Source organism: Pseudoclavibacter terrae, from assembly GCF_008831075.1.
Classification (GTDB): domain Bacteria; phylum Actinomycetota; class Actinomycetes; order Actinomycetales; family Microbacteriaceae; genus Pseudoclavibacter; species Pseudoclavibacter terrae.
The window spans coordinates 121805-146983 of record NZ_WBJX01000003.1; the positions used below are offsets into that span (position 1 = coordinate 121805).

Genomic DNA, 25179 nt, shown 5'->3' on the forward strand with positions numbered 1-25179 from the left:
CGAACGAAGCAGGGGGATGCCCCCGCCCGGAAACGGGCGGGGGCATCCTGCGTTTCGCGCGCATCCACCCCCGCTCGTTGACAGCCCACATGGCGAAACGAGAGGCTGGTGCCGTGCAGCCCATCCCGCAGACCGCCCAGACCACCACCACTGCGAGCGGACGGGAGCGGCTCTCGATCGGCGTCTTCCTCGCCCTGGCCTTCGGCTTGCCCTGGCTTGTGACGCTGCCCCTGTGGTTGGGCGACGGTCTCGCGCACCCCTGGTTCCCGGTCATCTCGATCGCCATGATGATGACGCCGGCCATCGCCGCGCTGGTCGCCGTCTTCGGCATCGAGCGTCCGGTGAGGCCATGGCGGGCGCTCGGGATCGTCCCGCTGAAGCCCGTCGGGCGGCTCATCGCCTACCTTGCCCTCGCCGTCGTCGTCCCGGTGGCGCTCGTGTTCCTCGCGTTGCCCATCGGTGCCCTCTTCGGCGTCTACTCGATGGACCTCGTGAACTTCTCCGGCTTCCAGGCGATGCTCGACGAGCAGCTCGCAGCCGAGGGGGTCGGCAACCTGGAGCTCCCCATCCCGGTCGCCGTGCTCGTGCTGCTGCAGCTCGCGAGCATCCCGCTCGGCGCGTTCCTCAACCTGATCCCCGCCCTCGGCGAGGAGCTGGGCTGGCGCGGGTGGCTGCTCCCGAAGCTCCTCCGGCTCGGCACCGTTCCCGCGCTCCTCATCTCCGGGGCCATCTGGGGACTCTGGCATGCACCGTTGATCCTCCTCGGCTACAACTACGTGGATGCGCCTGGCTGGCTCGCGCTGACCATGATGACGGGCATGTGCGTCCTCGTCGGTGCCGTGTTCGCCTGGCTGCGCATCCGCTCCGAGTCGGTGTGGCCCGCGGCCCTCGCTCACGGAGCGTTCAACGCCGCCGCCGGTTCGTACCTGCTCTTCGCCGCGGCTGGCGAGCGGGTCGACACGACGCAGGCCACGATCCTCGGCTGGACGGGCTGGATCGTGCCGCTCATCTTCGTCGGCGTGCTGCTCGTGACGAAGCAGTTCTCACCCCCGAAACCCGTCGAGCTGCCGGCTGACCTGCCGGGCCAGCTACCGGGCCAGCCCGCACAGCCGCACTCAGCATCCCCCTCGTCAACCCCCTGACGAATCTCAGGCCCTCTCTGCTTTGATGCAGCCACGAAGAGCCACCCGCTGCGGGCTGACCTGCACAGCGCCAGCGCGGGCGCCAGGGGAAGGGGACCTCAATGGAGACGTTCGGTATCGAAGAGGAAGCGATGCTCGTCGACTCGGACACGCTCGAGCCGCGACCCGTCGCGGAGACCGTGCTGCGCATCCTGCGCCGCGACGCGGAGCTGCGCCCGTTCGTGACCCGCGAGTACCTGCGTTCGCAGGTCGAGTACTGCTCGCCCGTGCTGCGTTCCGCTCAGGAGGCGCACGCACAGCTCACCAGGCACCGCCGCGCGCTCGATGACGCGGCCAGCGAGGTCGGGGTGACCCGGTGGCATGGTGCGGTTCCCTTCGTCCACGGTGAGCCGCAGGCGTCACCCACCCCCAGGTACACGCAGATCGCGAGCGAGTACCGGGGACTCGTTCGCGAACATCAGATCAACGCCATTCACGTGCACGTGGGCATCCCGTCGCGAGAGGTCGGCGTGCAGGTGATGAACGCCGTCAGGGGGTGGACGCCGGTGCTGCTCGCACTGAGCGCGAACTCGCCGCACTGGCGCAGCCAGGACTCCGGGTTCGACAGCTGGCGGACCATCCAGATGCGTCGGTGGACGACCCACGACTGCCCGCCGGTGTTCGCGGACGCGGACGACTACCAGCGGCGCATCGAACGTCTCGTGGGTGTGGGCGGCACGATCGACGCCGGCACCGTGGCCTGGAACCTGCGCCTGTCCGCGAACCATCCGACGATCGAGTTCCGAGTCTTCGACGCGCAGCTCGAGGCGCGGGAGACGGTGCTGCTCGCACTCATCTGCCGGGCGCTCGTGACGGCGACGGTGGCGGGGGATGCGGGCGGGGCGCTCGCCGACCTGCCTCCCGAGCTGCTCGAGGCCTCGCTCTGGCAGGCGGCCCGCGATGGAATCGATGCTCGCCTCCTCGATCCGGTCACGGGTGAGCTGTCGGGAGCGCGTGCGGTTGCCGACGCCCTCCTCGCGCATCTCGGGCCGGCGGCGGATGCGCTCGGGGACGGTGATGAGATCCGTTCGGGCATCGATCGGCTCTTCCGCCACGGCACCGGGGCCGCGAGGCAACGGCAGCGCCACCTCGAGGGTGGCCCGCACGCGCTGCGCGACCTGCACGAGGCCTGCTGAGCGGACGGTCCACCGGGAGGGCGCAGACTGGTCCGGTGGCCCAGACAACTCCCCCAGCCAAGCCCCGACGCACGTCCCCGCCTCGGACCATCGCCCGCGTCGTCCTGGGCGCGTTCCTGCTGTTCGCCGGCGTCGCGCACCTGAGCTTCGCCCGCGAGGACTTCCAGGCGCAGGTGCCCACGTGGGTGCCGCTGGATGCTGACCTCGTGGTGCTCGCATCCGGTGTCGTCGAGGTGCTGCTCGGGGTGGCGCTCATCGCGGCCTGGCGCTGGCGCGTGGCGGTCGGCTTCACGGTCGCTGCGTTCTTCGTGGCCGTCTTCCCCGGCAACGTCTCGCAGTACGTGACGGGCACGGACGCGTTCGGCCTGGACACGGACCTGAAGCGGCTCATCCGGCTGCCCTTCCAGGTGCTCCTCGTCGCGCTCGCGCTCTGGTCGACGGGCGCGTGGCGCGACCGTCGCGAGCTGCTGCAACCGTTCCGCAGGGGACGGATGCTCTAGATTTCTCCTATGACAGATCCCGGCAGCGCAGCCTCGCCCGCCACCGGAAACTCCGGGGTCGCCCCGCTGCTCGTGCTCGGCAAGATCACCGACATCCTCGACAGCTTCACGCTCGAGTCGCCGTCGCTGTCGCTCGCGGAGATCAGGACGAGGACGGGGCTCCCAACCTCCACCACGCAGCGCCTCGTCACGAATCTCGTCGCGCAGGGCTTCCTCGACCGGGATGAGGATCGCTTCCGGATCGGGTTGAAGATGGCGTACTGGTCGGCGCCAGCCGTGCGAGGCATCAAGGCCATCGACCTGCTTGCACCGCTGCTCCGCGAGCTGCGGCAGGCGACCGGTGAGAGCGCGACCCTGTTCAGGGCGGACGACGACTACCGCGTCTGCATCGCCGTCGACGAGACCCGCCACGAGCTGAAGCAGGATGTGCACGTCGGCAAGGTCGCGCCGCTCACGGTCGGTTCCGCGGGGCGGGTCCTTCTCGCCTGGAACGATGACCTGCGCGAGCGCATCCTCGCCCAGCCGATCCCCGACCTCGCGGCCAGCACCATCACCGACCCCGCCGAACTCCGCGCCGTGCTCGATCAGACGCGGCGGGACGGATTCGCGATCACGCGCAATGAGCGCATCGACGGCCTCGTGGGGGTCGCAGCCCCGGTGTTCGAGCCGAGCGGGCGCGTGCGCATGGCCATGGGCGTGAGCGGGCCCGCCGCCCGCATCCAGCCACACATGCTGGAGGAGTGGGCCCCGATGCTCGTCGAGATGGCTGAACGCGCGACTCGCCTGATCGGCGGGCGCGCCCCCGCCGCGGACTGACAGGGGGCACCCGCTGGCAGCCGTCAGCGCGAGGCCGGCAGGACCCACTCGAACGCCGGAGCCTTCGAACGGGCGCCCTGCCTCGCCTTCGATCGGTTGGGTTCGCCGAGGTCGTCGAGCAGCGCCTCCGACTCGCGGACGATCTGAGCGAACGCCGCCGGAGTGAGCCAGTCGGGGCGCATGGCGAAGAGCAGGTCCTCCGTGGCCGTGTTGCCGCTGGCGCCGGGGGCGAAGGGGCAGCCACCCAGGCCGCCGAGAGCGCCGTCGACGACGCCCGCGCCCGCGAGCACCGCTGCGATCGAGTTCGTGACGCCGGCACCCCACGTGTCGTGGCCGTGGAAGACGATCTCGCGCCGCGGGGTCTCGGCCGCGACCCGCGAGATGAGCGACGACACCTGCCCGGGATGCGCCTGCCCGAGGGTGTCGCAGATCACGATGTCCGCAGCGCCCTCCGCTCGGGGGTCGTTGGCGATCTGGACGACCCGGTCAGGGTCGACCTGCCCATCGAACGGGCACGTGAAGGACGTGGCGAGGCACAGCTGGATGCGCCCGCCTGCCTCACGGGTCAGAGCGACGGCATCCGGCATCGCTGCGAGGCTCGTGTCGGTGGTGCGGCCGATGTTCGCCTGGTTGTGGGCGTCGGAGACGGAGAGACAGTACTGGAAGTTCTTCGCCCCGGCGGCCGCGGCCTTCTCGATATGCCGCGGGGTCGCGACCCACACCCAGCTGCGCTCGAGCTCCTGGGGCGTGAGCGCCTCGATCACCCCGAGCGTGTTGGCCATGGGCGGGACGAGGTCGCCGCGCGCCATCGAGCCGATCTCGAGCTCTGGCACCCCGGCGGCGAAGAGCTGGCGAGCGAGGGCGACCTTGCGGTCCGTCGACAGCAGCTTGCCGGTGAGCTGCAGGCCGTCGCGCAGCGTGACGTCGCGGAGGCGCGCGGCGGTGATCGGGGTCTGGGTCATCGTGTCTCCACCTTGCTGTCGTCGTCGAGCTGGGTCCTGTTGTCGTCGCGCTGCTCCCGCTGCGCGTGGCCGGCGTAGGCGGCGAGCACCGCCTCGGTGTCCTGCCCCAGCTGGGGCGCGAGTGTGCGAATGGGGAGGGACGCGCCGCCGAGCACCGGGACGATGCCGGGGAACCCGACCCCCTCGACCGTCTGATCGCCGTCGGCCACGTCGAACTTCTGGATCATGTCGCGGGCCGCGTACTGCGGGCTCTCGCTGATGTCCTCGGCCGTGTAGATGGGGCCGGATGGGACGCCCGCGTCGTCGAGGATGTCGAGTACCTCCTCGGCTGGCAGGGTCGCCGTCCACGCGCCGATCGCCGCGTCGAGCTCGTCGCGGCGCTCCCAGCGGAGGTTGTTCGTCGCGAGCCCAGGGTCGCCCGCGAGATCGTCGCGGCCGATGATGCCCATGAAGCGCACGAAGATCGCATCCGCGTTGCCGGCGATGACGACGCTCTTGCCGTCCGCGCACACGTAGGCGTTGGTCGGGGCGATGCCCTCCATGCGTCCGCCGACCCGCTCGCGGACCACGCCGTGGGCCTGGTAGTCGGGGATGAGCGACTCCATCATGGAGAACATTGCCTCGTTGAGGGCGACGTCGATGACCCGCTCCTCGAGCGGCGCGGGTTCGAGGGCGGCACCGCGGCGCTGCTCGCGCTGGAACAGCGCCATCATCACGCCGTAGGCGGCGTACACGCCCGCGATGGAGTCGCCGATGGAGACGCCGACGCGCACGGGGGCTCGGTCGGGGTCGCCGACGAGGTTCCTGAACCCGCCCATGGCCTCGGCGACTGCCGCGAACCCGGGCCTGCTGGAGAGCGGTCCCGTCTGCCCGAACGCGGAGATGCGGCCAATGACGATGCTGGGGTTGATCTCAGTGAGCACGTCTGGCCCGATGCCCCACCGCTCGATCGTGCCTGGCCGGAAGTTCTCGAGGATGACGTCGCAGTCGGCGGCGAGCGCGCGCACCGCATCCCGGCCCTCCTCGGTGCGGAGGTCGAGCGTGATCGACTTCTTGTTCCGGTTGATGGTGTGGAACAGCATCGACGTCGTCGAGCCGGGATGCAGGCGCCACGAGCGCAGCTCGTCTCCCGTCCCGGGCCGCTCGACCTTGATGACCTCGGCGCCGAAGTCGGCGAGCATCCGCCCTGCCGTGGGGGCCGCTATGAAGTTCCCGAGCTCGAGCACGCGGACTCCCTTGAGCGGGGCGATCTTGTCGTTGGTGTGCATGTCGGTCCTTTCCGGACGGGTGATCGGTCGGGGCGTGCGGGTCAGAGGAAGATGCTGAGGACGAGCGTGACGAGCAGCGCGACGATCGAGGCGACGGAGACACCGACGGTGCAGGTCTTCAGTGTGCCTCGTGTCGTCTGCCCGAGCAGCGATTGCAGCAGCCAGAAGGTGTTGCTCGTGACGTGGACGGCGAACAGCGAACCGGCACCGGCCGCGAGGGCGATGAGGATCGGGTCGAGGCCGATGACCGAGGCGATGGGCGCGAGGATGCCCGCGGCGGTGATGGCGGAGATCGTGACCGAGCCGACGGCGATATGCAGGACGGCGGCGATGGCCCACACGATGAGCAGTGGCGCGAAGCTGTTGGCGTTGAACGCCTGCCCGAGGATGTCGCCGAGACCGGTCGCCGCGACCGTCGCGGCGAGCGACCCGCCCACGCCCGTGAGGATGAGGATCTGGCCGCTCTCGCGGAAGCCGGCGACGACCGACTTCTCGACGGCCTTGCCGCCGACCGTGAGCCGACCGATCACACTCGTGCCGAGCACGGCGAGGAGAAGGGCGAAGACTGGGTCGGTGATGAGGACCAGGGCGTCGATCTCGACGCCGGCGATCTGCAGGATCGCGCCGGTCGCGATGAGGCCGAGGCAGACGAGGAGGGGCGCGAAGAGCAGGATCAGCTTCGGCTCGGAGGTGGTGGTCCGCTCGGCGACCGCGACGCCGCGGGGCACTCCGCCGACCTTGCTGAGGCGGTCGCCGACCGGGATGCTCTCGGTCTTGAGCGGCCCGACGGGCTCGCGGGAACCGTCGATGCTGTCGTCAGCCGCGTCTTCACCTTCGACGGGCTGCGTCTCGTCGAGCTGCTCGTTCCAGAATCCGATACGGAACAGCAGCGTCATGATGAAGATCGAGATGACGATGGTCGGGACGATGACGATGAGGCCGAAGAGCAGCATCTGGCCGAGCGGGACGCCGAGGACGCCCGCAAGCGCGAGGGCCGCGACGCCCGGCACCATGAAGACGATGCCGCACTCGAGACTGATGGCGAGGGCGGTCGCGATGCGCGGAGTGCCGTGCTTGCCGATGAGGGGCGCCATCTTGCGGGCGAGCGGCGCGGAGATGACGAGGAGCACGTCGAGGAAGATCGACTGGAGCACGGTGCCGATCGTGAGCCCCATCGCGTACGGCAGCCCCTTGGGGCCGAAGATGCGCAGCAGGTGCGAGACGAGGCGCTGGATGGCGTTCATCTCGCTGAGCATCGACCCGAGCAGCACGCCGAAGGTGATGAGGAGGCCGACCTCGGCCATGATCTCGCCGAAGCCGCCGGTGATGGTGCCGATGGTGTCGGTCGGGGAGTTCCCCGTCGCGAGCCCGAGGTAGAGGGAGCCGATGACCAGCGCGACCGCGGGGTTCAGGCGGAAGCGGGTGATGAGCACGACGACGCCGAGGATGGCGATCGCCGTGTGGATGATGGTGATGATCTCTGACGTCATTGTCGTCCAATCGTGGTGGGTCTCGCGCGGTGCCCCGGCCGGTTCGAGGGGAAGCGGATGAGGTCTTGGCCTGAGGCCGCGGCTGGTTTACATTATGTGCATGAACTCAGAATGTAAGCAAGGGCTCACATCGTGATGCGCGATTCGCGGATCAGCGTCTCCCTGCCGACACCGGCACTCGCGGCGGCCGTCGCGGACCTCGACCTCGCCGACCGCGTGGAGTCCATCGCCTGGGATCTGACGACGCCGTCACCCTCCGCCCACATCGACCTCGTCGTCCTCCCCTACCAGCAGGACCCGCGCCGTGCCGCCAACCTCGGGGCGACGGCAACCCAGCTCGTCCAGGCGCAGACCATCGGGTACGAGGATGTGCTCGCCAATCTGCCGCCCGGCCACACGGTCGCCAACGCCCGCTCGGTGCACGAGGCCTCGACGGCGGAGCTCGCCCTCGGACTCGCGCTCGCCTCACTGCGACGCTTCCCGGAGTACACGCTCGCCGCGCAGGGAGGACGGTGGCAGCAGCTCCCCGGCCAGAGCCTCGCCGACCGCACCATCGCCCTCGTCGGCTACGGCGGTGTCGGACAGGCCATCGAGCAGCGCTTGAACGGATTCGAGGCGCGAGTGCTCCGCTTCGCGCGCACCGCCCGCCCCGGCGGGCCCGACGGCGCGGGCCGCGTACGCGAGATCTCAGACCTGGCAGGCCTGCTCCCGGAGATCGACGTGGTGATCCTCACGGTTCCCCTCACCGGGGAGACCAGGCACCTCGTCGACGACGCCTTCCTGGCGGCCATGCGCCCCGGCGCCCTGCTCGTGAACGTCGCGCGCGGCCCCGTCGTCGATACGGACGCGCTCGTCCGTGCCCTCGAGGCCGGCCACGTCCGCGCCGCCCTCGACGTCACCGACCCGGAACCGCTGCCGTCAGGACACCCGCTCTGGAGCCTCGAGGGCGCGCTCATCACGCCGCATGTCGGGGGCGCTTCCTCGGCCATGCACCCTCGCATGGTCGCCCTCATCGAACGGCAGGTTCGTGCGCTCCTGAACGGGGAGACTCCCGAGAACATCGTGGCGTCGTCGTGACGCGAAGCCGACCGCCAGACACCGCTGACCGCCCGGCACCGTGGCGGCTCCGCCCCTACCGCCAGCGCGGCGCGAGGAAGCCGAGCGCGACGAGCTCGCGCACGTCCGGGACGAGGCTCTCGCGCAGCGCCTCCTCCTCGACATCGACGAGCGAGGCGATGGCGGTGACGATCTGCGAGCCGACCAGCTCGCCGTCGCACACCGACACGAAGCCCGTGAGCTCGGTCGACATCGACATCGTGCGGCGGAACCCGGCGCCCTGGCGCAGCATGATGATGCTCGGGTCCTCGTCTCCTGGACGCGAGTGGCGCTCCTCGGTGACGTCGCCAGCGACGATGAGCGGCTCGTCGAACAGCTCGGCGTCGTCGAGCCCGCGAAGCCAGGTGAGGGCCTCGAAACCGTCGTGGATGTGCTCGGCGAGCGGGTGGCCCAGGGCGTGCGTGAGGTGCTCGAAGCGGCGCAGCGGGCCGCCGACGGCGCCCTCGTGCGTGCGGCGGAGGAAGAACATGCCCATGCCGATGCGCTCGACGTCGCGGCTCGCGAAGTCCTGCAGGTAGCGACGGAAGGCGTGCTGCCAGCTCGACAGCTCGGCGTTCTCGGCCGCATCCTTCAGCCACATGTCCGCGTACTCGACGGGCGTCGCGTCCTCGCGCTGCACGACCCACAGGTCGACGTCGCTCGCCGGCCACGTCTCGAGCCGCGCGTGCCAGTTGGCGTCGCCGGCGCGCACCTCCCAGTTGCCGAGCATGCAGGCGACGCCACCGGGTGCGAGCACCGCGCCGAGCTCGCGGACGAGCCCCTCGACGATGCTGTCGCCTGGCTTGCCGCCGTCACGGTACGTGTACTGGTCGCTGCCCTCCTCGCCCTCGCGGCGGGGCGTGATGACGAACGGGGGGTTCGACACGAACAGGTCGAACTGCTCGCCGGCCACGGGCTCGAGCATGTTGCCGAGGCGCAGGCTGACCCGGTCGTCCAGACCGCCTGGCGCGATGCCCAGCGCGGCGGCGTTGAGCAGCAGGTTGAACTTCGCGAAGGCGAGGGCGCGCTCGGAGATGTCGGTGGCGACGACGTGCCGGGTGTGCGCGAGCAGGTGCATCGTCTGCACGCCCATGCCGACGCCCAGATCCAGCGCGCGGGCGACGGGTTCGCGAGGGGTGAGCTGCGCGAGCAGGGTCGTCGCCGGTCCGATGCCGACGACGTGGTCGCGGCGCAGCGGCTGGTCTCTTCCCAGCTGCACGCCGCCGAGGTCGGACGCGACCCACATCTCGACGTCGCCGTTGACGCCCTCGCTCGCGTACGGACGCACATCGACCAGCGCTGCCACGAGCCCGTCGGCGAGCTGCTCGCCGGAACCATCGACGCCCGCATCCGCCGGTGCCACACGCGGCAGGCGTTCGACGAGGCGGGCCGCCAGCAGCTCCTCGAGGGCGGGCACGTCGCCTGCCTCGACTGGCTCGGCGAGCACGAACAGGCGGATGAGCGCGGAGAGCGCGTCGTCTGGCTCGCGTGACAGCGCGAACGATGCGGGCTCGAGCAGGTCCCGGTGCAGCGCATCCGCCGCTTCCGCGCCGAGGCGCGACTCGACGCCGTCGACCGTGAAGCCGACCTCGGCGAACGTCACCGCGAGCGCGCGGAGGAGGGCCTCGTCGGTGCTGTCGGGAGCGTCGCTCGGGTCGTCGAAGGTGAAGGCGTCTCGAGAGAAGGCTGAGCTGGCATGGCGCGCGTGGGAAGTCACCCGTCAATTATGCGGATGCGCACCGACACTCGTGCGCGACTCCCAGGCAGCGGGGTCCCGAAGCTCGGCGAGCGCCTCGATGGTGCGGATGCGCACGTCGACGTCGTGGGTCGTCGCGGCGAGGATGACCTCGTCGGCCCCCGTTCGCTCGACGAGCCGGTCGATACCCTCCGCCACCGTCTCGGGCGTCCCGACCAGCTGTGTGCCGGTCGTCGCGTCGAAGAGCGAGCGGTCCTGCATGCGCGCGGCGTACGCTGCGGCGCCGTCCGGCGTGAGGACCCGGGTGGGTCGACCGAAGCGGATCTGATGCATCGCGGCGCGGCTCGGGAGCGCGAGACGCGTGGCCTCCTCGACGGTGTCGGCGGAGATCGCGGACACCGACACCATGAGGTGCGGCTCTGCCAGCACCGGAGACGGCACGAAGTGCTCGCGGTAGTGATCGGCCGCAGCCTTCGGGTCGGCGTGCATCGCGAAGTGATGGGCGAACGTGTACGGCAGGCCGAAGGCGGCGGCGAGCTCGGCCCCGTAGAGGCTCGAGCCGAGCAGCCAGATCTGCGGGTGGGTGTCGGCGCCTGGCGTCACGCGGAGGCGGGCGAGCACCTCGCGGTCGTGCTCGTCGCGCACGTCGCCGAGAAACCCCATCAGCTCGAGCACGTCGTTCGGGAACTCGTCGACGCGGTCGCGCGAGAGGTCGCGGCGCAGGGCGGCGGCTGTGAACGGGTCGGTGCCTGGGGCACGCCCCAAGCCGAGGTCGATGCGACCGGGATAGACGCATTCGAGGGCCGCGAACTGCTCGGCCACCACGAAGGGTGCGTGGTTGGGCAGCATCACGCCACCCGAACCGAGCCGGATCCGGTTGGTCCCCGCTCCGAGCGCCGCGAGCAGCACCGGCGGGGTGGTCGAGGCGACGAGCTCCGTGTTGTGGTGCTCGGCGACCCAGTACCGGTGGTAGCCGAGCTCGTCGGCACGCTGCACGAGACGACGTGATGCGGCGATCGCGTCGGCGCTCGTCTGTCCTTCGGAGACCGGGATGAGGTCGAGCACGGAGAGCTTGGTCGTTCCTGGCATGGCAGGGGCAACGTGTGCCACCCCGCCGCTATTCCTGGGCGGCCTCGGCGGACTCCAGGGGAGAACTCCCCGTCACCTGGGTTTTCGGCCAGTTCGCGGCCTGACTGTCGGTGGCCCTGCGTAGCATGACCAGGAACGGCATACCCAGCGTGCCGAAGGAGACCCCCATGACTCGACACCGTCGCCGACCGCGGGCGCTGCTCGCGAGCATCGGCGCGCTTGCCGCGGTCGTGCTGCTCGCAGGATGCTCGGTGAGTGCGACCGCGGTGCCCTCGGCCAACGGCTACGACGCGGTGGACGCCCCCATCGAGGGCGGAACGGTCAGCCTCCGCGACTCGTTCGAGTCGTCCCCCCAGGAGTCCCACGACTTCTGGTCAGACCCCGACATGTTCAAGAACGCCGAGGGCTTCGACTACACCTCTCCAGACAACGGCATCACGGTCGGTGTCGGCGACCCCGCGACGGGCGCATTCGTCGCCCCGACGACGGCGGTGCCTGCCGCCGAGTCACCGAATGGCTACGGCGACGTCACGGAGGCCGTGCCGTTCGACCGGGCTGGGCTCGGCGCATCCACCTTCGGCCGCCTCTACATGTCGTTCGCCAGCGGGCTCGCCGTCTGCTCGGCGACGGTCGTGAACTCGGGCGAACGCAACATCGTGGTCACGGCGGCGCACTGCCTCGTCGACTTCGAGAGCAACAAGGCCGTCGCGAGCAACGTCGTCTTCATCCCGGGCGATCGCGGCGACGGCGCCGAGCAGCCATACGGGCGCTGGGCGGCGACCGACTACAGCATCCCGCAGCACTTCCTCGACAACGCCAACTACGGCGACCAGGGCGTGTATGGCGACGGGTGGAACAACGACTTCGCGTTCCTCGTGATGGAGGAGAAGGACGGGCAGCGCATCCAGGACGTGACGGGCGGCCAGGGCATCGCGTTCGGCGTGCCAGCGAAGGCGATCACGCAGGTCGGCTATCCGAGCGCGAGCCCATACGACGGGTCGGAGGAGTACATGTGCGCCTCAAGCCAGTGGAAGGAAGGCTCGGCCGGCGGGTACACGCACATGTGCAGCATGACACCGGGAGGGTCCGGCGGAGCGTGGCTCGTCTACTACGACAAGAGCGTCGGGGCAGGCTACGTCGCCGCGACCTCCTCGACCGTCCTCTCGTCGGCGAATCCCCCGTTCCGCTGGGAGGGTTCGGTGCTCGGCCAGACCGCGCTCTCCCTGTACGACGAGCTCGGCGGAGGAGCCTGATGCGCACGCGGCGGCTGGTGGCAGGCATGACGGCGCTCCTCGTCGGGCTCGTGCTGACGGGATGCGCGACGACGACGCCCACCGCGGTCGCGAACCACGAGGCCAAGCTCGAGTACCACGCGGACACCGGCGCGGAGCTGCTCGGCGACTCCCTCGTCGAAGGGCTCGCGGGTGTCGAGAACTTCTCCGCGACCGCCTACACGCACGGCAAGGCCTCGACCGGGGCGACGCTCAGCACGCAGCACGAGACGACCGTCGTCGGCGCCTCCTACGTCACGAAGGAGTCGACGGCCGAGCCGGGAACGTCGATCGACGAGGTCCACATGGCGGGCAGCGGCTTCACCTACTACCTGTTCGGCAGCGCGTACACGACGGTCGTGGCGACGCCGTGGGCCCGGCTGCCGATGGGCGACCTCGACCGGGCGAACGACCCGCAGCGCACGTGCATCCTCGGCACCGTCATCTTCATGTGCAACCTCGTCGAAGCCTGGCAGCTCTCGAAAGAGAGCAACGGCGAGGAGCTGCCCGAGAAGCTCGAGGTGTCCGCAGACGGCAACAAGCACTTCACGTCCGCCGTGACCTTCGACTCGCTCGAGGAGGCCGGCCTGTACACGCTGGGGGACGACCTGCGATCGAAGCTCAGCGAGGACGAGCTCGGCACGCTCCTCCCCCTGCACGTGTGGGTGGGCACCGACGGCGTCGTGCAGAAGATCGAGGTCAACGGCACGATGGACGCGGCGTCCCTCGACGTGGAGGTGCAGTTCGGCTTCGAGATCACCGGGACGCCGACCGCGGACGACCTGCCGGACGACCCCGCGTCGCTCGCGCCGCAGTACGTGACGAACGTCACCGCAGACCAGGCGAGTGCCTTCTGGGATGCCATCGGAAATGCAAGGACCGGCTAGGGGTCGGCCGAGCTCATGAACGCAGCAGCAAGCAAGCTGGAGGCAGCACGATGACCTTCCCACCGCAGGGCGGCCCGCAGCGGCCACACGATCCGCGCAACCAGCACGATCCGCGCAGCCAGCATCCTGGACAGGCGCAGCCGAACGGGCAGCCGGGTGGGTCAGGGCAAGGGCACGGGGCGCCCAATGCTCACCCACCGCAGCACGGGCAGAACCCGCAGCAGGGACAGCACGGCACTCCCCCCGGTGCCGCCGGCGCGCAGCAAAGCCGCCCAGGGCAGCCGGGCCAAGCAGGCCAGCCGGGCCAAACGGGCCAGGTGAGCCAGCCAGGCCAGCCCGGCCAGGCGTCTGGTCGCCCCACGTATCCCGGCGCTTCGGCCACGCCGCCAGGTGGCGCGGGCCAGGGCGCGGCTTGGGGCGGCGGCTCGAACTTCTCTCCGAGTTCAACGTCGGGCTCTTCATTCGGCCACAGCACACCTTCTGCGTACGGTTTCGGGTCGCCCTCGACCGGCGCACCCGCGGCGGGCGCTTCCACGGCGGGTGCTGGCTACGGGTCCGGTTACGGCGGGAGCACGAACTCCAGCTACGGTGCGCCTGCGGCGACGGGTTCCGGCTACGCGACGCCGAGCACCGGTTACGGACCGCAGGGGTCGGGGTACGGGTCTCCGGTTGGGGCCCCGCCTGCCGGGGTCCCGCCGACTCAGGGGTACGGGTACCAGCAGTCGACGGGGTACGCGACGCCAGGGGCGCCGGGCTCCGGTTTCGACGCGGCAGGCTCCGCTCAGAACGGCAAGCCGCGTCGCAGCTCTCGTCTCCTGCTGATCCTCGCCATTCCGGCGGCGGCGCTCATCGCTGGTCTCGGCGGCTACTTCCTCGGTGAGAGCAACGGCAGCGTCCTCGCGGCGGAGCCCCTGCAAGCGGAGGTGACGCGCGTGCTGCAGGAGGACTTCGGCCTCGTCGAGGTGAGCGACGTGGCCTGCCCGGAGCAGGTGAAGGCCGACCAGGGGGCCGAGTTCCAGTGCACGTTCACCTACGCGGAGCAGGACCAGTCGGTGACGGTCACGGTCTCTTCCGCCGACGGCCAGGTCGTCGTCGGCGCGCCGGAGTAGACGCGGCGGAGTCAGGCGTCCCAGTAAGCGCGAAGCGCGCTGGCGACGTCGTCACGTGCAACCCCGTGCCGCTTTGCACTCGCCACAGTCGCCCGCACCTGCGCAGCGACGTCGCCGGGGAGCAAAGCGCCTGACTCAGCGACTCGCGTCCCGGCTCGCCCGCGCGAGACGACCAGTCCCTCCTGTTCGAGCATTTTGTACGCTTTTGCGGCGGTCCCAAGGGCGACTTCGAGGTCGATCGTGCTCTGACGTACCGTTGGCAGCTTGTCCCCGGCCCCCAAGCGCCCCGAGACGATGAGCCCCTTGAAGTAGTCGTAAATCTGTTCGGCCGAGCGAATCACACCGCCCGACGGAGACGTCAGTGAGTCATTCGCCGCCGTGCGCCCAGTCACTGACCGACCTCGGTGACTGACCGAGCCGCACCATGGGCGGTATACAACCCTCGACGGGCGATCAGCGACGGAAGCCACCAGACCGTGCCTCCAAGCAGGACTAGCGTCAGCCCAACTGGGCGGACCAGCGCCGCCAGAGCAAGAAGAACCCGGCTCAGCGCTTCGAATTCCCCGCCAATCGGAATCGACTCAATGCTCTCTGTGCTCATGAACCCCCACGGCAGGCCAGCATTGCCGATATCGCGAAGCGCGATCGCAGTCGTGAGGAGAACAGCTCCGGTGAGCAGCAACGTCGCTGAAGATGCAAGAGCAGAACGCACCTGAGCCTCACCCGCAGCGGTCTCAGGGCGGCGATACGGACGCAGTGCGTTCTCGCGCAGCACGAACCAGACCGCCACGACAGCCAACCCCGTGATGACAAGCACGGGCGCGCTGTACGACCAGCCGAAGTAATCCATCCCCTCTTCCTGCAGCGCTCGGCTGTCGCCGTAGATCTCGTACCCTCTGGTCCGCAGGAGACGGAATGCCCCGTCAACGGCCTGCGAAGATTGCATCCCCGCAAGGATGGAGACGCTCGCGAGCGTGCCAAGTGCCACCGACGCGCACCACAGCGAGCTCCGACTGCTGAAGGTCGACCAGTCTCGGGCCGCGGTCGGAGGAACTCGCACCTCGACGTCGCGCCGGGCTCGCCTCAGTACCACTGCAGCAAGGATGAGAGGCACGATCAGAGCAGCGGGAGGTCCCACGTATCGCCACCAAATGAAGTTCGTCGTCCAATCAGGATTCACGAACATCGTCGCTGCCAGATCACGAACCAGTTCCTGAGCCAGGAACACCAAGACCGCACCGATCGCCAGCAGGAAAAACACGAACCGGTCCCTCGTCGACACAGCATCGACGTTGCCGTCGCGCCCTACCGCTCGCACTCGCATCGCCAAGATGACCAGTACGGCGACGACGGATGCAACCCAACCGTGTGCGTAGAGGACGGACCAAGGATCCGAAATCGCGATCTGCAGCCATGCAGGCATGTTGCCCCCTCGTTTGTTCCACTGAAACGTAACGAATTACGTATCGTTAACGTAGAACAAAACCCGACTGTGTGCAACGCCTGTCCAACATCAGTGCGAAATTGGCCCTGATAGTCCCGCTGGAGCCACCAAGGCGGAATATCGCACTGAAGTTGGACAGGACTTGCGCAGCTCACCACCGGAGCAACCCTTGAATCAGCCGGGTCGGCTACGAGGTTCCGTTCGGCGCGACGATCGGCAGCGCGACGCCATCGACGAGCAGCTCGCACTCGGGGCGGTCGGCAACCGCGACAGCGACGCGCGACGCGAGGTGCTCGGGCATATCGGGGAGCGCATCCACTGGGAACCAGGCGACGTCCACCGACTCGTCGTCGCCCACGGCGGCCTCTCCGGAGACCCACGTGCATCGGAAGACGAGGTCGCAGTACTGAGCCCGGTCGCCGGTCGCGTGCACGATCTTCGGCGAGACGCTCAACCGCACGAGCCGGTGGACGCGCACCTCGACCATCGCCTCCTCAAGGCTCTCCCGCACGGCCGCCGTCGCGGGATGCTCACCGGGGTCGACGATGCCCGTCACGGGACTCCACACCCCGTTGTCTGAACGACGAACCAGCAGCACCTCTTCACCGGCGGGCACAGTCTCACCGGCCGGCAAAGTCTCACCGGCCCGCACAGACTCGGCAGGCGTCCGAGACCCTTCGAACGGCGGCGCGTCGGAGCCTGCACGGGGACGAATGATGACAGCGGTCGCACCGGCAAGCCAGAGCGGATGCTCCGGCCCGATCTTGGCGCGCAGGTCGGCGACGAATTCAGGAATCGGCATGGGGCCTATCCAACCGCAACGCCGAAGATGAGGCCCAGCACGTAGGTGACGGCGGCCGCCCCGTATCCGATGAGCAGCTGGCGTCCAGCGCGGCGCCACGGCGGGCCGCCGGAGAGCACGCCGACGATGGCGCCGGTCGTGAGCAGCGCGATGCCCACGATGATCGCGGAGACGATGACGGCCGTCAGCCCGCTCAGGCCGAAGATGTAGGGCAGCACTGGCAGGAGTGCGCCGGCGGCGAAGAAGCCGAAGCTCGAGAGCGCCGCCGTCCACGCCGTGCCGAGCTCTTCGTGTTCCTCATCCGCGGCCTGCAGGGCGATGGGGCCAGAGGCGGGGTCAGCTCCCTGCAGCGCGAACACACGATGCGCGTACTTGCGCGCCTCGGCCTCGTCCATGCCGCGCGCCCGGTACACGAGCTCCAGCTCGTTCGCGTTGACGTCGAGCCGCTGAATGGTCTGCGGCGTGTCCGGACTGGGCGTGGATGCCTGCAGCAGCTCGCGCTGCGACCGCACCGACACGTACTCTCCGGCCGCCATCGAGAGGGCACCGGCGAGCAGACCGGAGAGCCCGGTCGCGAGGATGATGACGGTCGACGCTCCGGTCGCGCCGATGCCGAGCACCAGGGCGAGGTTCGAGACGAGCCCGTCGTTCGCTCCGAACACGGCAGCCCTGAACATGCCCGACATGCGGGACCGGCTTCGCATCGCGAGCCCGCGCACAACCTCTTCGTGGATGCGCTCGTCAGCGGCCATCTCCGGCGTCGCATCCGCTTCCCGCTCGTACGGGGACCTGGATTCGGCGCGCTGGATGAGGGCAAGCACGAACAGGGAGCCGAAGCGGCGAGCGAACCAGCCGAAGAGGCGCGTGCCGAGGTGAGCGCGGACGCCGCCGTCACCGGCGGGGCCGAGGAGCCGCAGCCAGTGCTCTTCGTGGCGCACTTCGGCGTTCGCGAGGCCGAGGAGAATCTCCCTCTCCTCACCGTCCCGCTTCGCGGCGAGGTCCCGGTACACGGACCCCTCGGCGCGTTCATCGGCGAGGTAGCGACGCCAGCGGCGGATGTCCGCGGAGGTGGGTTCCCGTGTGAGATCCCCGGTCCCCGGAACTGGCGGTGGTGTCTGTGGCATGGCCGTGCATCCTTCGTGCGGATGCCTCGAGCCCAGTGGAGCACGGGCATCGTTGGCAACGTTCAGCCAACGCTACGCGCGCGCCTCCTGGTTTCCGCAACCTCGCGCAGATGTTCGGCGCACCTGAGCGGGGTCGAGCTCACTGTCCGGGAGCGCCGGCCTCGGTCACGGAGACGTCCGCGCGCGTGAAGTTCATGAAGGAGCGGGATGCGGTCGGTCCGCGCTGCCCGAGGTACCTGGAGCTGTAGATCGCTGACCCGTAGGGGTGCTCTGCGGCGCTGGAGAGCTGGAAGAAGCAGAGCTGCCCGATCTTCATCCCGGGCCAGAGCTTGATCGGCAGGGTCGCCACGTTGGAGAGCTCCAGGGTCACGTGGCCGGTGAAGCCGGGGTCGATGAAGCCGGCCGTCGAGTGGGTGAGGAGTCCGAGGCGGCCGAGCGAGCTCTTGCCTTCGAGGCGGGCGGCGACGTCGTCGCCGAGGGTGACGCGTTCGAACGTGGAGGCGAGGACGAACTCCCCCGGATGCAGGACGAACGGCTCGTCGGGCTTCGACTCCACGAGTCGCGTCAGCTCTGGCTGCTCCTCCGACGGGTCGATGAACGGGTACCGGTGGTTGTCGAACAGCCGGAAGTACCTGTCGAGGCGCACGTCGATGCTCGACGGCTGGATGAGCGCCGGCTCGTACGGCTCGAGGCCGATGCGGCCAGTCTCGACGCCCTGTTTGATGTCCCGATCGCTGAGAAGCACGTCGCCAGCCTAGTTGCTCGCCGGAACCCGACGGCTAGGCTCAGCCCGTGAGCAGAAACGTGTGGACCGTCATCGGGGTTGTCGTGGCCGTCGTCATCGCGTGGTGGCTTGTCGATGTGCTCTTCCACCTGGCGTGGATGGTTGCCCGCCTGAGCATCGTCGCGGTGGTCGCTGTCATCGTGTTCTTCGTCATCCGGGCCCTGGTCACGAAGCGCGACTGACGCCGACGCCTGCGCTCTTGCACCCTCCGAGCGGCGTGCATGTACGATGGTCGAGTTCACGGGCCAGCGGCCAGTGGATGCGCGGATGTAGTTCAATGGTAGAACTTCAGCTTCCCAAGCTGATAGCGCGGGTTCGATTCCCGTCATCCGCTCCACGAAGAAGGCCAGGCCGAATGCAGTTCGCATTCTGACCTGGCCGTTCTGGCTTCCGGGAGGCAGTCGCCTCCGCGGTCAGCTCTCGCCGCGACCGGTCTCGTGCTGCAGACGGTCGATGTGCTCCGACGCCTCCGCCTTCGTGATGTCCGCCGGGATCTCCTCGCCCGCCTCGCGGGCGAGCGTGTCGAGGTAGCTGCGCTGCGCGCCGGTCATCGGCTCGTCGCCGGTGACCCACGTCGACGGGTCCTTCTCTGTACCGTTCTCGCCGGGCTCGGTCGCGCCGAGCATTTCACCTTCGTGTGTCTCTGCCATGTCCGCGACAGTAAGCGGCGCTCCTGGCCGATGGCCCGACGAATGCTGGGAATATGTGTTCGAATCCCGGCGGCGAGCACACCTCGGAATGCTAGGAATCAGAAGTCGGCGATGACCAGCTTCTTCATCTGCATCATGTGCTCGTACCCCCCGGGCCTTGCCATCAGCTCGCCCATGTTCTGTGGCACGATCTGCCAGCTGACACCGAACTTGTCGGCCAGCCATCCGCACTGCTCCGCCTCGGGGACGGCGCTCAGCGCGTCCCAGTAGCGGTCGATCTCTGCCTGGTCGGAGCAGCCGACCTCGAGCGAGACACCGCAGTCGAAGCCGAACTCCTGCCCGGCACCGTTGTCCATGGCGGCGAACCACTGACCCGCGAGCTGGAAGTCGGCGTACATGATCGCCCCGGCCACGGCCGGGCCAGATGGTGCCGGATACTCGGCGATGGTGCCGACACGGGACTCTGGGAACAGGGACACGTAGAGGTCGATGGCCTCCCGCGCCCTGTTCTGCGCTTCGCGACCGAACATGAGGCTCGGCACGATGAAGGGACGGGGGTCATCAGCCGTGCTCAGCCCCTCAGGGTCGACGAGCATGAGCTGCCAGCTCACGCCGTACCGGTCTTCGATCCAGCCGTAGTGCGGACTGAACGGGTACTCCTGCAGCGGCATGAGGGCCTTGCCGCCCTCGCTGAGCCCCGCCCAGACCCGGTCGATCTCCTCGCGTGCCGACGCCGCGTCTCCACCGAGCACGCGGGGGTCGAAGTTGAGCATGAACGAGATCGACGGGTTGGGCCTGAACTGGTCGCCCGCGTTGATGAGCGTGAACCGGTACTCGTCGATGTCCACGCCCACGACGAGCGGAAGACCGGCGAACTCCTTCTGGAAGTCGAGGAGGTCGGTCTCGGGATATCTGGCTTCCACGGACGTCGTCGTCTTCGGGAAGATGGAAGCGTAGAACTCGCCAGCTTCTTCGGCGTTCTTGTTGAACCACAGGTTCGGGATGATCTTCTGCATGACTCGTTACTCCTGCACGCGTCGGTAGTTCTGGGCTCAGTCGAACCCACTGGCAAAGTTACTCCCGACTACCGACATCGGCCGCGCGCCCGGACCCCGGTCGGAGCGAACACCCAGGCTGCGCCTACTGCAGTCCCGCCGTGAGCCGCGCCAGGTTGTCGAGCACGGTCGAGCGCATCGGCTGCTTGCGCCACTCGAACATCGTGAGCTCGCGCGAGTGCTCGCGGTAGTCCTGCTGCACCTCGCGGAGGTCCTCGACGAAGTCGGCGCTGCGCACCATGAGCGACACCTCGAAGTTGAGGGAGAACGAGCGCATGTCCATGTTCGACGACCCGATGACGGCGACCTCGTCGTCGATCGTGAAGTGCTTGGCGTGCAGAATCGTCGGCGACTTGTACATCCAGATACGCACCCCGGCGAGCAGGAGCGCCTCGTAGTAGGAGCGCTGCGCGTGGTAGACCATCGCCTGGTCGCCGATCTCGGAGACGAACAGCTCGACGACCACGCCGCGGGCCGTTGCGGTGGTGATCGCGTAGAGCATCGACTCGTCTGGCACGAAGTAGGGGCTCGTGATGATGATCGACTTCTGGGCGACGTAGAGCAGGTTGAGGAAGAGGCGGAGGTTGTTCTCGCTGGGGTAACCGGGGCCGCTCGGCACGATCTGGCAGTCCATCCGCGCTTCCTGCGGCATGGTCTCGACGTCGGTGAGGTCCTCGGGGATGATCGTGCCCGATTCCGAGTACCAGTCGGTGATGAAGACGGCGCTGACGGCGTGCACGGCTGGGCCCTCGAGGCGCACCATGAGGTCGTGCCAGTGGAGCCCGCGGCGGATGTTGCCGCGCTTGTTGTACGTGGAGTCGACGACGTTCTGCGAGCCGAGGTAGGCGGAGTTGCCGTCGACGATGAGCAGCTTCCTGTGGTTGCGCAGGTCGGGCCGCTGGTACTCGCCGCGCCACGGACGCACGGGCAGCATGTAGTGCCACTCGGCGCCTGCCCGCTCGAGAGCCTTGAGGCGGGACAGCGTGTGCTTGCGGTATCCGGGCACTCGGATGGACGCGATGTGGTCGAGCAGGATGCGCACGCTCACGCCGCGAGCGGCTGCCCGGTCGAGGGCGTCGAAGATGGGGAGCGTGGTGTGGTCGCAGGCGAGGATGTAGAACTCGATGTGCACCCACTTCTCGGCCGTGTCGATCTCGGCGGCCATCGCCTGGATCGTCTCCTCGTAGCCGCCCTGCAGCACCACCTCGTTGTCGCTGATGAGCGGCATCGCCGTGTACGTGCGGTTGAGGGCGACGACGGAGTCGAACCACGGCGGGTCGGTGTGCTCGGTGGGTTCGACCTCCACGCTCGAGACGGCCATGTTGATGAAGGTCGTGACCTCCTGCTGGCGCTCCATGCGCTTGGCGGGGAGGCGGAAGCTGCCGAGCAGGAGGAACGCGACGACGCCGACGTACGGGATGAGGAAGATGGCCATGAGCCAGGCGATGCCGACGCTCGGCTTGCGGTTGCGGGGCACGACGATGATCGCGATGACGCGAATGATCAGGTCGATGATCGCGAAGATGAAGCCGGCGCTGATCGTGATGTGCGGAATCTCGGCCATCTGGTCTCCTTGGGTACTCGGGGACAGCGTAGGGCAACGGATGCGCACGGGGAGGCCCCACATCTCCCCGCAGAATCCGTTGCACTTTCCAAAGAAAGTGCAATACTGCACTAGTGACAGATAGTGCAATGAACCTGCGTGCCCGCAAGATGGCGCGAACGAGCCGCGACCTCGCGGCGGCCGCCCGCAGGCGAGCCCTTGATGCGGGACTCGCCGGCTTCACGATCGAGGAGCTGTGCGAGCAGGTCGGGATCTCCCGGCGGACGTTCTTCAACTATTTCGCGTCGAAGGAAGACGCAGTTCTCGGCATCTCCGCTCGGCGCGACACGGCGCACCTCGACGAGGACTTCGCAGCTGGCGGCGACCCGCACAGCAAGCACCTGAGCCCCGACCTCCTGGAGGCGCTCACGCGTCTCGCCCTCGAGCGGTGGCGGATGGACGATCCTGAGCCCGACCCGGAGCGCGTGCGCGAGGTCATGGCCGTCATCGACCAGGAGCCGCGCCTCTTCAAGCGCGTGCTCGAGCACATGTCGAGCGACGAGAAGCGCGACGTGGCCCTCGTCGAGCGCCGCGAGGGGCTTCCTGCAGGTGACCTCCGCGCCTCCGCGGCGGTGCAGATCCTCATGTCGGTCATGCGGGCGAGTGCGTTCGAGTTCTTCACGACCGACAACGCCGACGACATCGAGACGGTTGTCGGCAGGCGCGTCGACGCCATGCGCGCCGTGCTGCACGGCTGACCTTCTGCCATCCCCGCGGTTCGCCGCATTCCCCATCACTCTTCGAACGGACCAACGCATGACCTCCACCGCACACGCGCCTGCCGAGCCGCAGTTCCTGCTGACGAAGCGCAGGATCTGGACGATCTTCGGCGCCCTGATCGCCGGGATGCTCCTCTCGAGCCTCGACCAGACGATCGTCTCGACCGCGATGCCCACGATCGTCGGTGAGCTCGGCGGTGTCGACCACCAGGTGTGGATCACCACCGCATACCTGCTCGCGACGACCATCGTCATGCCGATCTACGGCAAGTTCGGCGATGTGCTCGGGCGACGGAACCTGTTCCTCATCGCCATCGCGATCTTCACGCTGGCCTCGGTCGGGTGCGCCTTCGCGGACAGCTTCTGGGCGTTCGTCGTGTTCCGCGCCCTCCAGGGGCTCGGCGGCGGTGGCCTCATCATCTTGTCGCAGGCGATCATCGCCGACATCGTGCCGGCCAGCGAACGCGGCAAGTACCTCGGCCCGCTCGGCGCGGTCTTCGGCCTGTCCGCCGTCGGCGGCCCCCTGCTCGGCGGCTACTTCGTCGACCACCTGACGTGGCAGTGGGCGTTCTACATCAACATCCCCGTCGGCATCGCCGCGTTCGTCATCGCGGTCGTCGCGCTGAAGCTGCCGAGCAAGAAGGCGACGAAGCGCATCGACTACCTCGGCGTCATCTTCCTGTCGGCCGCGACGACGTGCCTCATCTTCTTCACCGACTTCGGTGCGGATGCTGAGCATGGCTGGGGCTCGATGGTCACGTGGGCGTGGGGCCTGGGCCTGCTCGTCGCGGCGGCGCTGTTCGTCTTCGTCGAGTCGCGCGCCGAGGATCCGATCATCCCCCTCGGCCTCTTCAAGAACCCGATCTTCGTGAACGCGACGGCTATCGGGCTGACGCTGGGTATCGGCATGTTCGCGGCGATCGGATTCGTGCCGACGTTCCTGCAGATGTCGTCCGGCACCTCGGCGGCGGCGTCTGGTCTGCTCATGCTGCCCATGATGGCGGGACTCATGGGCACGTCGATCGCGTCGGGGATCCTGATCTCGAAGACGGGCCGCTACCGCATCTACCCGATCGTCGGCACGGTCCTGACCGGGCTCGCGATGGTCGCCATGACGACGCTGACCGCGGATACGCCGGTCTGGTTGATCTGCGTGTTCCTGTTCTTCTTCGGCGCGGGGCTCGGTCTCATCATGCAGGTGGTGGTGCTGGTGGTGCAGAACGCGGTTCCGGCTGCGGAGATCGGCACGGCGACGAGCACCAACAACTACTTCCGCGAGGTGGGTGCGGCGCTCGGCACGGCGGTGTTCGGCGCGATCTTCACGACGCGCCTCACCGAGAACCTGACGTCGGTGTTCACGGCGAGCGGGGCGAGCCCGGCGGATGCGGCGGCGGCGACGTCGTCGATCGACCCGCAGACGCTGTCGCAGCTGCCGGACGGGGTTCGAGATGGCATCGTCACGGCGTATGCGGATGCGCTGGCTCCCGTGTTCTGGTACCTGGTGCCGTTCATCGTGCTCGCGTTCCTGCTGTCGCTGTTCCTGAAGCAGATCCCGCTGTCGGATGTCGCTGGGCTGGTCGCCCGCGGTGAGGCGGTTGGCGGCGACGAGGCTGAGGAGTTGGACGCGGCGGCCCGGGGCGCTCGTGCAGGGCGTGCCGGTGTCGCAGAGACGTCAGGGGTCGGTGTGACGTCGACGACGGGTGCGTCGACGATGGTTGCATCGCCCTCGGAGGGGTCCGATCAGGTTCCGGGCACCCCGCCGCAACGCGACTAGCGTCCCGCCGTCGCGGGCCGGCTCGCCGAGGGCTTCTGCCCTGCTCAGGCGGCTGGCCCGTTGGCGAACGTCCTGGCGGCTCGGAGCGCGGCCTCCACGTGCATCCCCTCGAAGGGGAGGACGGCGGCGAGCGCGTCGCTCGTGAGGTCTGGGCCCAGCTGTGCGGCGCGGAGAACGGCTTCGGCGTCCACGCGTTCTGGTGCTGATTCCGGGTCGTCGAGTTCCATGGCGGCGCCTTGGAACCAGTCGTCTGCGGCGTCGAGCATCCGCTGTTCGGTGAGCACGGGCAGCAGGTGCCGGTCGAGGCCGTCGGCGACGCCGTGGTCGACGGTGTGCCAGTTGGCTTCGCCGCGGTCGAGCCAGGAGACGAACCCGAGCCAGGGCTGCTCGTCACCGCTGGTCCACTCGCGACCCGATTCATCGCGAACCGCGGCCTCGACGTGCTCGATCACCCAGTCGGGGAGGCCGGCGGTGGGGTCGATGCCCGTCTGATGCGTCTCGGAGTGGTCGCGGTCGATGCCGCTGAGGACGGCGCGGCCGTCGGCGAGTGGAGTGAGGCGAGCCCAGCTGCCGCCGCCGTCGGAGGAGAACCAGCCGTGGCGGTCGGCGCGCGCGTTCTGGCTGTTCTCACCGAGGATCGCCGTCTCTATGGCGGCCGCCAGCGCCCAACGACCTCTCATCACTTCGAGGGGTGGGAAGTGCTGTTCGCGGATTCGTGGCATGC

Annotated in this window: 25 protein-coding genes and 1 tRNA gene; 12 read left to right on the top strand and 14 right to left on the bottom strand. The window is 68.8% G+C overall.

From position 1 onward, the window contains the following. The first annotated feature begins 89 nt into the window (after positions 1-89). The 4 genes from F8O03_RS10020 to F8O03_RS10035 all read left to right on the top strand — a co-directional run bounded on the left by F8O03_RS10020 (position 90) and on the right by F8O03_RS10035 (position 3633). Entirely contained in the window at positions 90-1142 is a 1053-nt protein-coding gene (locus F8O03_RS10020) for a CPBP family intramembrane glutamic endopeptidase (RefSeq protein ID WP_151423757.1), read from the top strand. Between the two features lie 101 nt (positions 1143-1243). Next, entirely contained in the window at positions 1244-2317 is a 1074-nt protein-coding gene (locus F8O03_RS10025) for a carboxylate-amine ligase (protein ID WP_151423758.1), read from the top strand. A gap of 35 nt (positions 2318-2352) precedes the next feature. Continuing rightward, a complete protein-coding gene (locus F8O03_RS10030; protein WP_151423759.1) occupies positions 2353-2817 on the top strand; it encodes a DoxX family protein in 465 nt (154 codons plus the stop codon). 9 nt (positions 2818-2826) lie between these two features. Next, on the top strand, positions 2827-3633 hold the full coding sequence (locus tag F8O03_RS10035; protein WP_151423760.1) for an IclR family transcriptional regulator: 807 nt from the start codon (positions 2827-2829) through the stop codon (positions 3631-3633). A 23-nt stretch (positions 3634-3656) separates the two neighbouring features. Here F8O03_RS10035 and F8O03_RS10040 read toward each other — a convergent pair whose 3' ends face one another. From F8O03_RS10040 to F8O03_RS10050, 3 genes are read right to left on the bottom strand one after another with little or no spacing between them, the layout of a single operon-like run. After that, positions 3657-4595, bottom strand: coding sequence for a beta/alpha barrel domain-containing protein (locus F8O03_RS10040; RefSeq protein WP_151423761.1), 939 nt, complete (start codon positions 4593-4595; stop codon positions 3657-3659). Then, a complete protein-coding gene (locus F8O03_RS10045; RefSeq protein ID WP_151423762.1) occupies positions 4592-5863 on the bottom strand; it encodes a CaiB/BaiF CoA transferase family protein in 1272 nt (423 codons plus the stop codon). Before F8O03_RS10045 ends, F8O03_RS10040 begins: the two co-directional genes overlap by 4 nt. 41 nt (positions 5864-5904) lie before the next feature. Further along, on the bottom strand, positions 5905-7353 hold the full coding sequence (locus tag F8O03_RS10050; RefSeq protein WP_151423763.1) for a GntP family permease: 1449 nt from the start codon (positions 7351-7353) through the stop codon (positions 5905-5907). Between the two features lie 135 nt (positions 7354-7488). Between F8O03_RS10050 and F8O03_RS10055 the strand changes: the two genes are divergently transcribed. Continuing rightward, a complete protein-coding gene (locus tag F8O03_RS10055; protein WP_151424023.1) occupies positions 7489-8430 on the top strand; it encodes a 2-hydroxyacid dehydrogenase in 942 nt (313 codons plus the stop codon). Between the two features lie 55 nt (positions 8431-8485). On the opposite strand, the gene F8O03_RS10060 is transcribed toward F8O03_RS10055, so the two are convergent. Continuing rightward, positions 8486-10165 carry a DUF7059 domain-containing protein gene (locus F8O03_RS10060; RefSeq protein ID WP_151423764.1) on the bottom strand — a complete coding sequence of 560 codons (1680 nt, stop codon included), beginning with the start codon at positions 10163-10165 and terminating at the stop codon, positions 8486-8488. A gap of 3 nt (positions 10166-10168) precedes the next feature. Further along, positions 10169-11233: an LLM class flavin-dependent oxidoreductase gene (locus F8O03_RS10065; protein WP_151423765.1), complete on the bottom strand. Its 1065-nt coding sequence runs from the start codon at positions 11231-11233 to the stop codon at positions 10169-10171. A 167-nt stretch (positions 11234-11400) separates the two neighbouring features. Between F8O03_RS10065 and F8O03_RS10070 the strand changes: the two genes are divergently transcribed. The 3 genes from F8O03_RS10070 to F8O03_RS10080 all read left to right on the top strand — a co-directional run bounded on the left by F8O03_RS10070 (position 11401) and on the right by F8O03_RS10080 (position 14500). Then, positions 11401-12486: a trypsin-like serine peptidase gene (locus tag F8O03_RS10070; protein ID WP_104254256.1), complete on the top strand. Its 1086-nt coding sequence runs from the start codon at positions 11401-11403 to the stop codon at positions 12484-12486. Further along, positions 12486-13391, top strand: a complete 906-nt coding sequence (locus tag F8O03_RS10075) for a hypothetical protein (RefSeq protein ID WP_151423766.1) — start codon at positions 12486-12488, stop codon at positions 13389-13391. Before F8O03_RS10070 ends, F8O03_RS10075 begins: the two co-directional genes overlap by 1 nt. 317 nt (positions 13392-13708) lie before the next feature. Further along, on the top strand, positions 13709-14500 hold the full coding sequence (locus tag F8O03_RS10080) for a DUF4333 domain-containing protein (RefSeq protein WP_151423767.1): 792 nt from the start codon (positions 13709-13711) through the stop codon (positions 14498-14500). An 11-nt stretch (positions 14501-14511) separates the two neighbouring features. On the opposite strand, the gene F8O03_RS10085 is transcribed toward F8O03_RS10080, so the two are convergent. The 5 genes from F8O03_RS10085 to dcd form a co-directional block, all read right to left on the bottom strand. Beyond that, positions 14512-14970, bottom strand: coding sequence for a GntR family transcriptional regulator (locus F8O03_RS10085; protein ID WP_341872792.1), 459 nt, complete (start codon positions 14968-14970; stop codon positions 14512-14514). Then, positions 14889-15923 (bottom strand): hypothetical protein, encoded by a 1035-nt coding sequence (locus F8O03_RS10090; protein WP_151423768.1) that lies wholly within the window; start codon positions 15921-15923, stop codon positions 14889-14891. Before F8O03_RS10090 ends, F8O03_RS10085 begins: the two co-directional genes overlap by 82 nt. Before the next feature lie 208 nt (positions 15924-16131). Continuing rightward, the gene (locus tag F8O03_RS10095; protein WP_151423769.1) at positions 16132-16746 is read right to left on the bottom strand and encodes an NUDIX hydrolase; all 615 of its coding nucleotides are present in this window, start codon (positions 16744-16746) and stop codon (positions 16132-16134) included. 5 nt (positions 16747-16751) lie between these two features. Further along, positions 16752-17870: a VIT1/CCC1 transporter family protein gene (locus F8O03_RS10100; RefSeq protein WP_151423770.1), complete on the bottom strand. Its 1119-nt coding sequence runs from the start codon at positions 17868-17870 to the stop codon at positions 16752-16754. A 139-nt stretch (positions 17871-18009) separates the two neighbouring features. After that, the gene (gene dcd / locus F8O03_RS10105; protein WP_151423771.1) at positions 18010-18615 is read right to left on the bottom strand and encodes a dCTP deaminase; all 606 of its coding nucleotides are present in this window, start codon (positions 18613-18615) and stop codon (positions 18010-18012) included. Between the two features lie 47 nt (positions 18616-18662). Here dcd and F8O03_RS18070 point away from each other — a divergent pair, with 47 nt between their 5' ends. Next, positions 18663-18836: a hypothetical protein gene (locus F8O03_RS18070; RefSeq protein ID WP_167516542.1), complete on the top strand. Its 174-nt coding sequence runs from the start codon at positions 18663-18665 to the stop codon at positions 18834-18836. Positions 18837-18917: 81 nt separating this feature from the next. Further along, positions 18918-18991, top strand: a tRNA-Gly gene (locus tag F8O03_RS10110). A 76-nt stretch (positions 18992-19067) separates the two neighbouring features. On the opposite strand, the gene F8O03_RS10115 is transcribed toward F8O03_RS10110, so the two are convergent. The 3 genes from F8O03_RS10115 to cls all read right to left on the bottom strand — a co-directional run bounded on the left by F8O03_RS10115 (position 19068) and on the right by cls (position 21923). Then, on the bottom strand, positions 19068-19304 hold the full coding sequence (locus tag F8O03_RS10115) for a DUF3072 domain-containing protein (RefSeq protein WP_104254270.1): 237 nt from the start codon (positions 19302-19304) through the stop codon (positions 19068-19070). 98 nt (positions 19305-19402) lie between these two features. Then, positions 19403-20320 carry a VOC family protein gene (locus F8O03_RS10120; protein WP_151423772.1) on the bottom strand — a complete coding sequence of 306 codons (918 nt, stop codon included), beginning with the start codon at positions 20318-20320 and terminating at the stop codon, positions 19403-19405. A gap of 124 nt (positions 20321-20444) precedes the next feature. Beyond that, positions 20445-21923 (bottom strand): cardiolipin synthase, encoded by a 1479-nt coding sequence (gene cls, locus F8O03_RS10125; RefSeq protein ID WP_104254272.1) that lies wholly within the window; start codon positions 21921-21923, stop codon positions 20445-20447. Between the two features lie 113 nt (positions 21924-22036). On the opposite strand from cls, the gene F8O03_RS10130 reads away from it, so the two are divergent. After that, on the top strand, positions 22037-22660 hold the full coding sequence (locus tag F8O03_RS10130) for a TetR/AcrR family transcriptional regulator (protein WP_244296171.1): 624 nt from the start codon (positions 22037-22039) through the stop codon (positions 22658-22660). Positions 22661-22718: 58 nt separating this feature from the next. Continuing rightward, entirely contained in the window at positions 22719-24455 is a 1737-nt protein-coding gene (locus F8O03_RS10135; RefSeq protein WP_151423773.1) for an MDR family MFS transporter, read from the top strand. A gap of 44 nt (positions 24456-24499) precedes the next feature. Here F8O03_RS10135 and F8O03_RS10140 read toward each other — a convergent pair whose 3' ends face one another. After that, the gene (locus tag F8O03_RS10140) at positions 24500-25177 is read right to left on the bottom strand and encodes a hypothetical protein (protein ID WP_151423774.1); all 678 of its coding nucleotides are present in this window, start codon (positions 25175-25177) and stop codon (positions 24500-24502) included. Between the last annotated feature and the right edge of the window lie 2 nt (positions 25178-25179).

Excerpts from the sequence above, each read along its gene's own strand:
- F8O03_RS10020 (WP_151423757.1), top strand. The coding sequence starts at position 90 with ATGGCGAAACGAGAGGCTGGTGCCGTGCAGCCCATCCCGCAGACCGCC.
- F8O03_RS10025 (WP_151423758.1), top strand. The coding sequence starts at position 1,244 with ATGGAGACGTTCGGTATCGAAGAGGAAGCGATGCTCGTCGACTCGGAC.
- F8O03_RS10035 (WP_151423760.1), top strand. The coding sequence starts at position 2,827 with ATGACAGATCCCGGCAGCGCAGCCTCGCCCGCCACCGGAAACTCCGGG.
- F8O03_RS10040 (WP_151423761.1), bottom strand. The coding sequence starts at position 4,595 with ATGACCCAGACCCCGATCACCGCCGCGCGCCTCCGCGACGTCACGCTG.
- F8O03_RS10045 (WP_151423762.1), bottom strand. The coding sequence starts at position 5,863 with ATGCACACCAACGACAAGATCGCCCCGCTCAAGGGAGTCCGCGTGCTC.
- F8O03_RS10050 (WP_151423763.1), bottom strand. The coding sequence starts at position 7,353 with ATGACGTCAGAGATCATCACCATCATCCACACGGCGATCGCCATCCTC.
- F8O03_RS10055 (WP_151424023.1), top strand. The coding sequence starts at position 7,489 with ATGCGCGATTCGCGGATCAGCGTCTCCCTGCCGACACCGGCACTCGCG.
- F8O03_RS10065 (WP_151423765.1), bottom strand. The coding sequence starts at position 11,233 with ATGCCAGGAACGACCAAGCTCTCCGTGCTCGACCTCATCCCGGTCTCC.
- F8O03_RS10070 (WP_104254256.1), top strand. The coding sequence starts at position 11,401 with ATGACTCGACACCGTCGCCGACCGCGGGCGCTGCTCGCGAGCATCGGC.
- F8O03_RS10075 (WP_151423766.1), top strand. The coding sequence starts at position 12,486 with ATGCGCACGCGGCGGCTGGTGGCAGGCATGACGGCGCTCCTCGTCGGG.
- F8O03_RS10090 (WP_151423768.1), bottom strand. The coding sequence starts at position 15,923 with ATGCCTGCATGGCTGCAGATCGCGATTTCGGATCCTTGGTCCGTCCTC.
- F8O03_RS10095 (WP_151423769.1), bottom strand. The coding sequence starts at position 16,746 with ATGCCGATTCCTGAATTCGTCGCCGACCTGCGCGCCAAGATCGGGCCG.
- F8O03_RS10100 (WP_151423770.1), bottom strand. The coding sequence starts at position 17,870 with ATGCCACAGACACCACCGCCAGTTCCGGGGACCGGGGATCTCACACGG.
- F8O03_RS10115 (WP_104254270.1), bottom strand. The coding sequence starts at position 19,304 with ATGGCAGAGACACACGAAGGTGAAATGCTCGGCGCGACCGAGCCCGGC.
- F8O03_RS10120 (WP_151423772.1), bottom strand. The coding sequence starts at position 20,320 with ATGCAGAAGATCATCCCGAACCTGTGGTTCAACAAGAACGCCGAAGAA.
- cls (WP_104254272.1), bottom strand. The coding sequence starts at position 21,923 with ATGGCCGAGATTCCGCACATCACGATCAGCGCCGGCTTCATCTTCGCG.
- F8O03_RS10135 (WP_151423773.1), top strand. The coding sequence starts at position 22,719 with ATGACCTCCACCGCACACGCGCCTGCCGAGCCGCAGTTCCTGCTGACG.
- F8O03_RS10140 (WP_151423774.1), bottom strand. The coding sequence starts at position 25,177 with ATGCCACGAATCCGCGAACAGCACTTCCCACCCCTCGAAGTGATGAGA.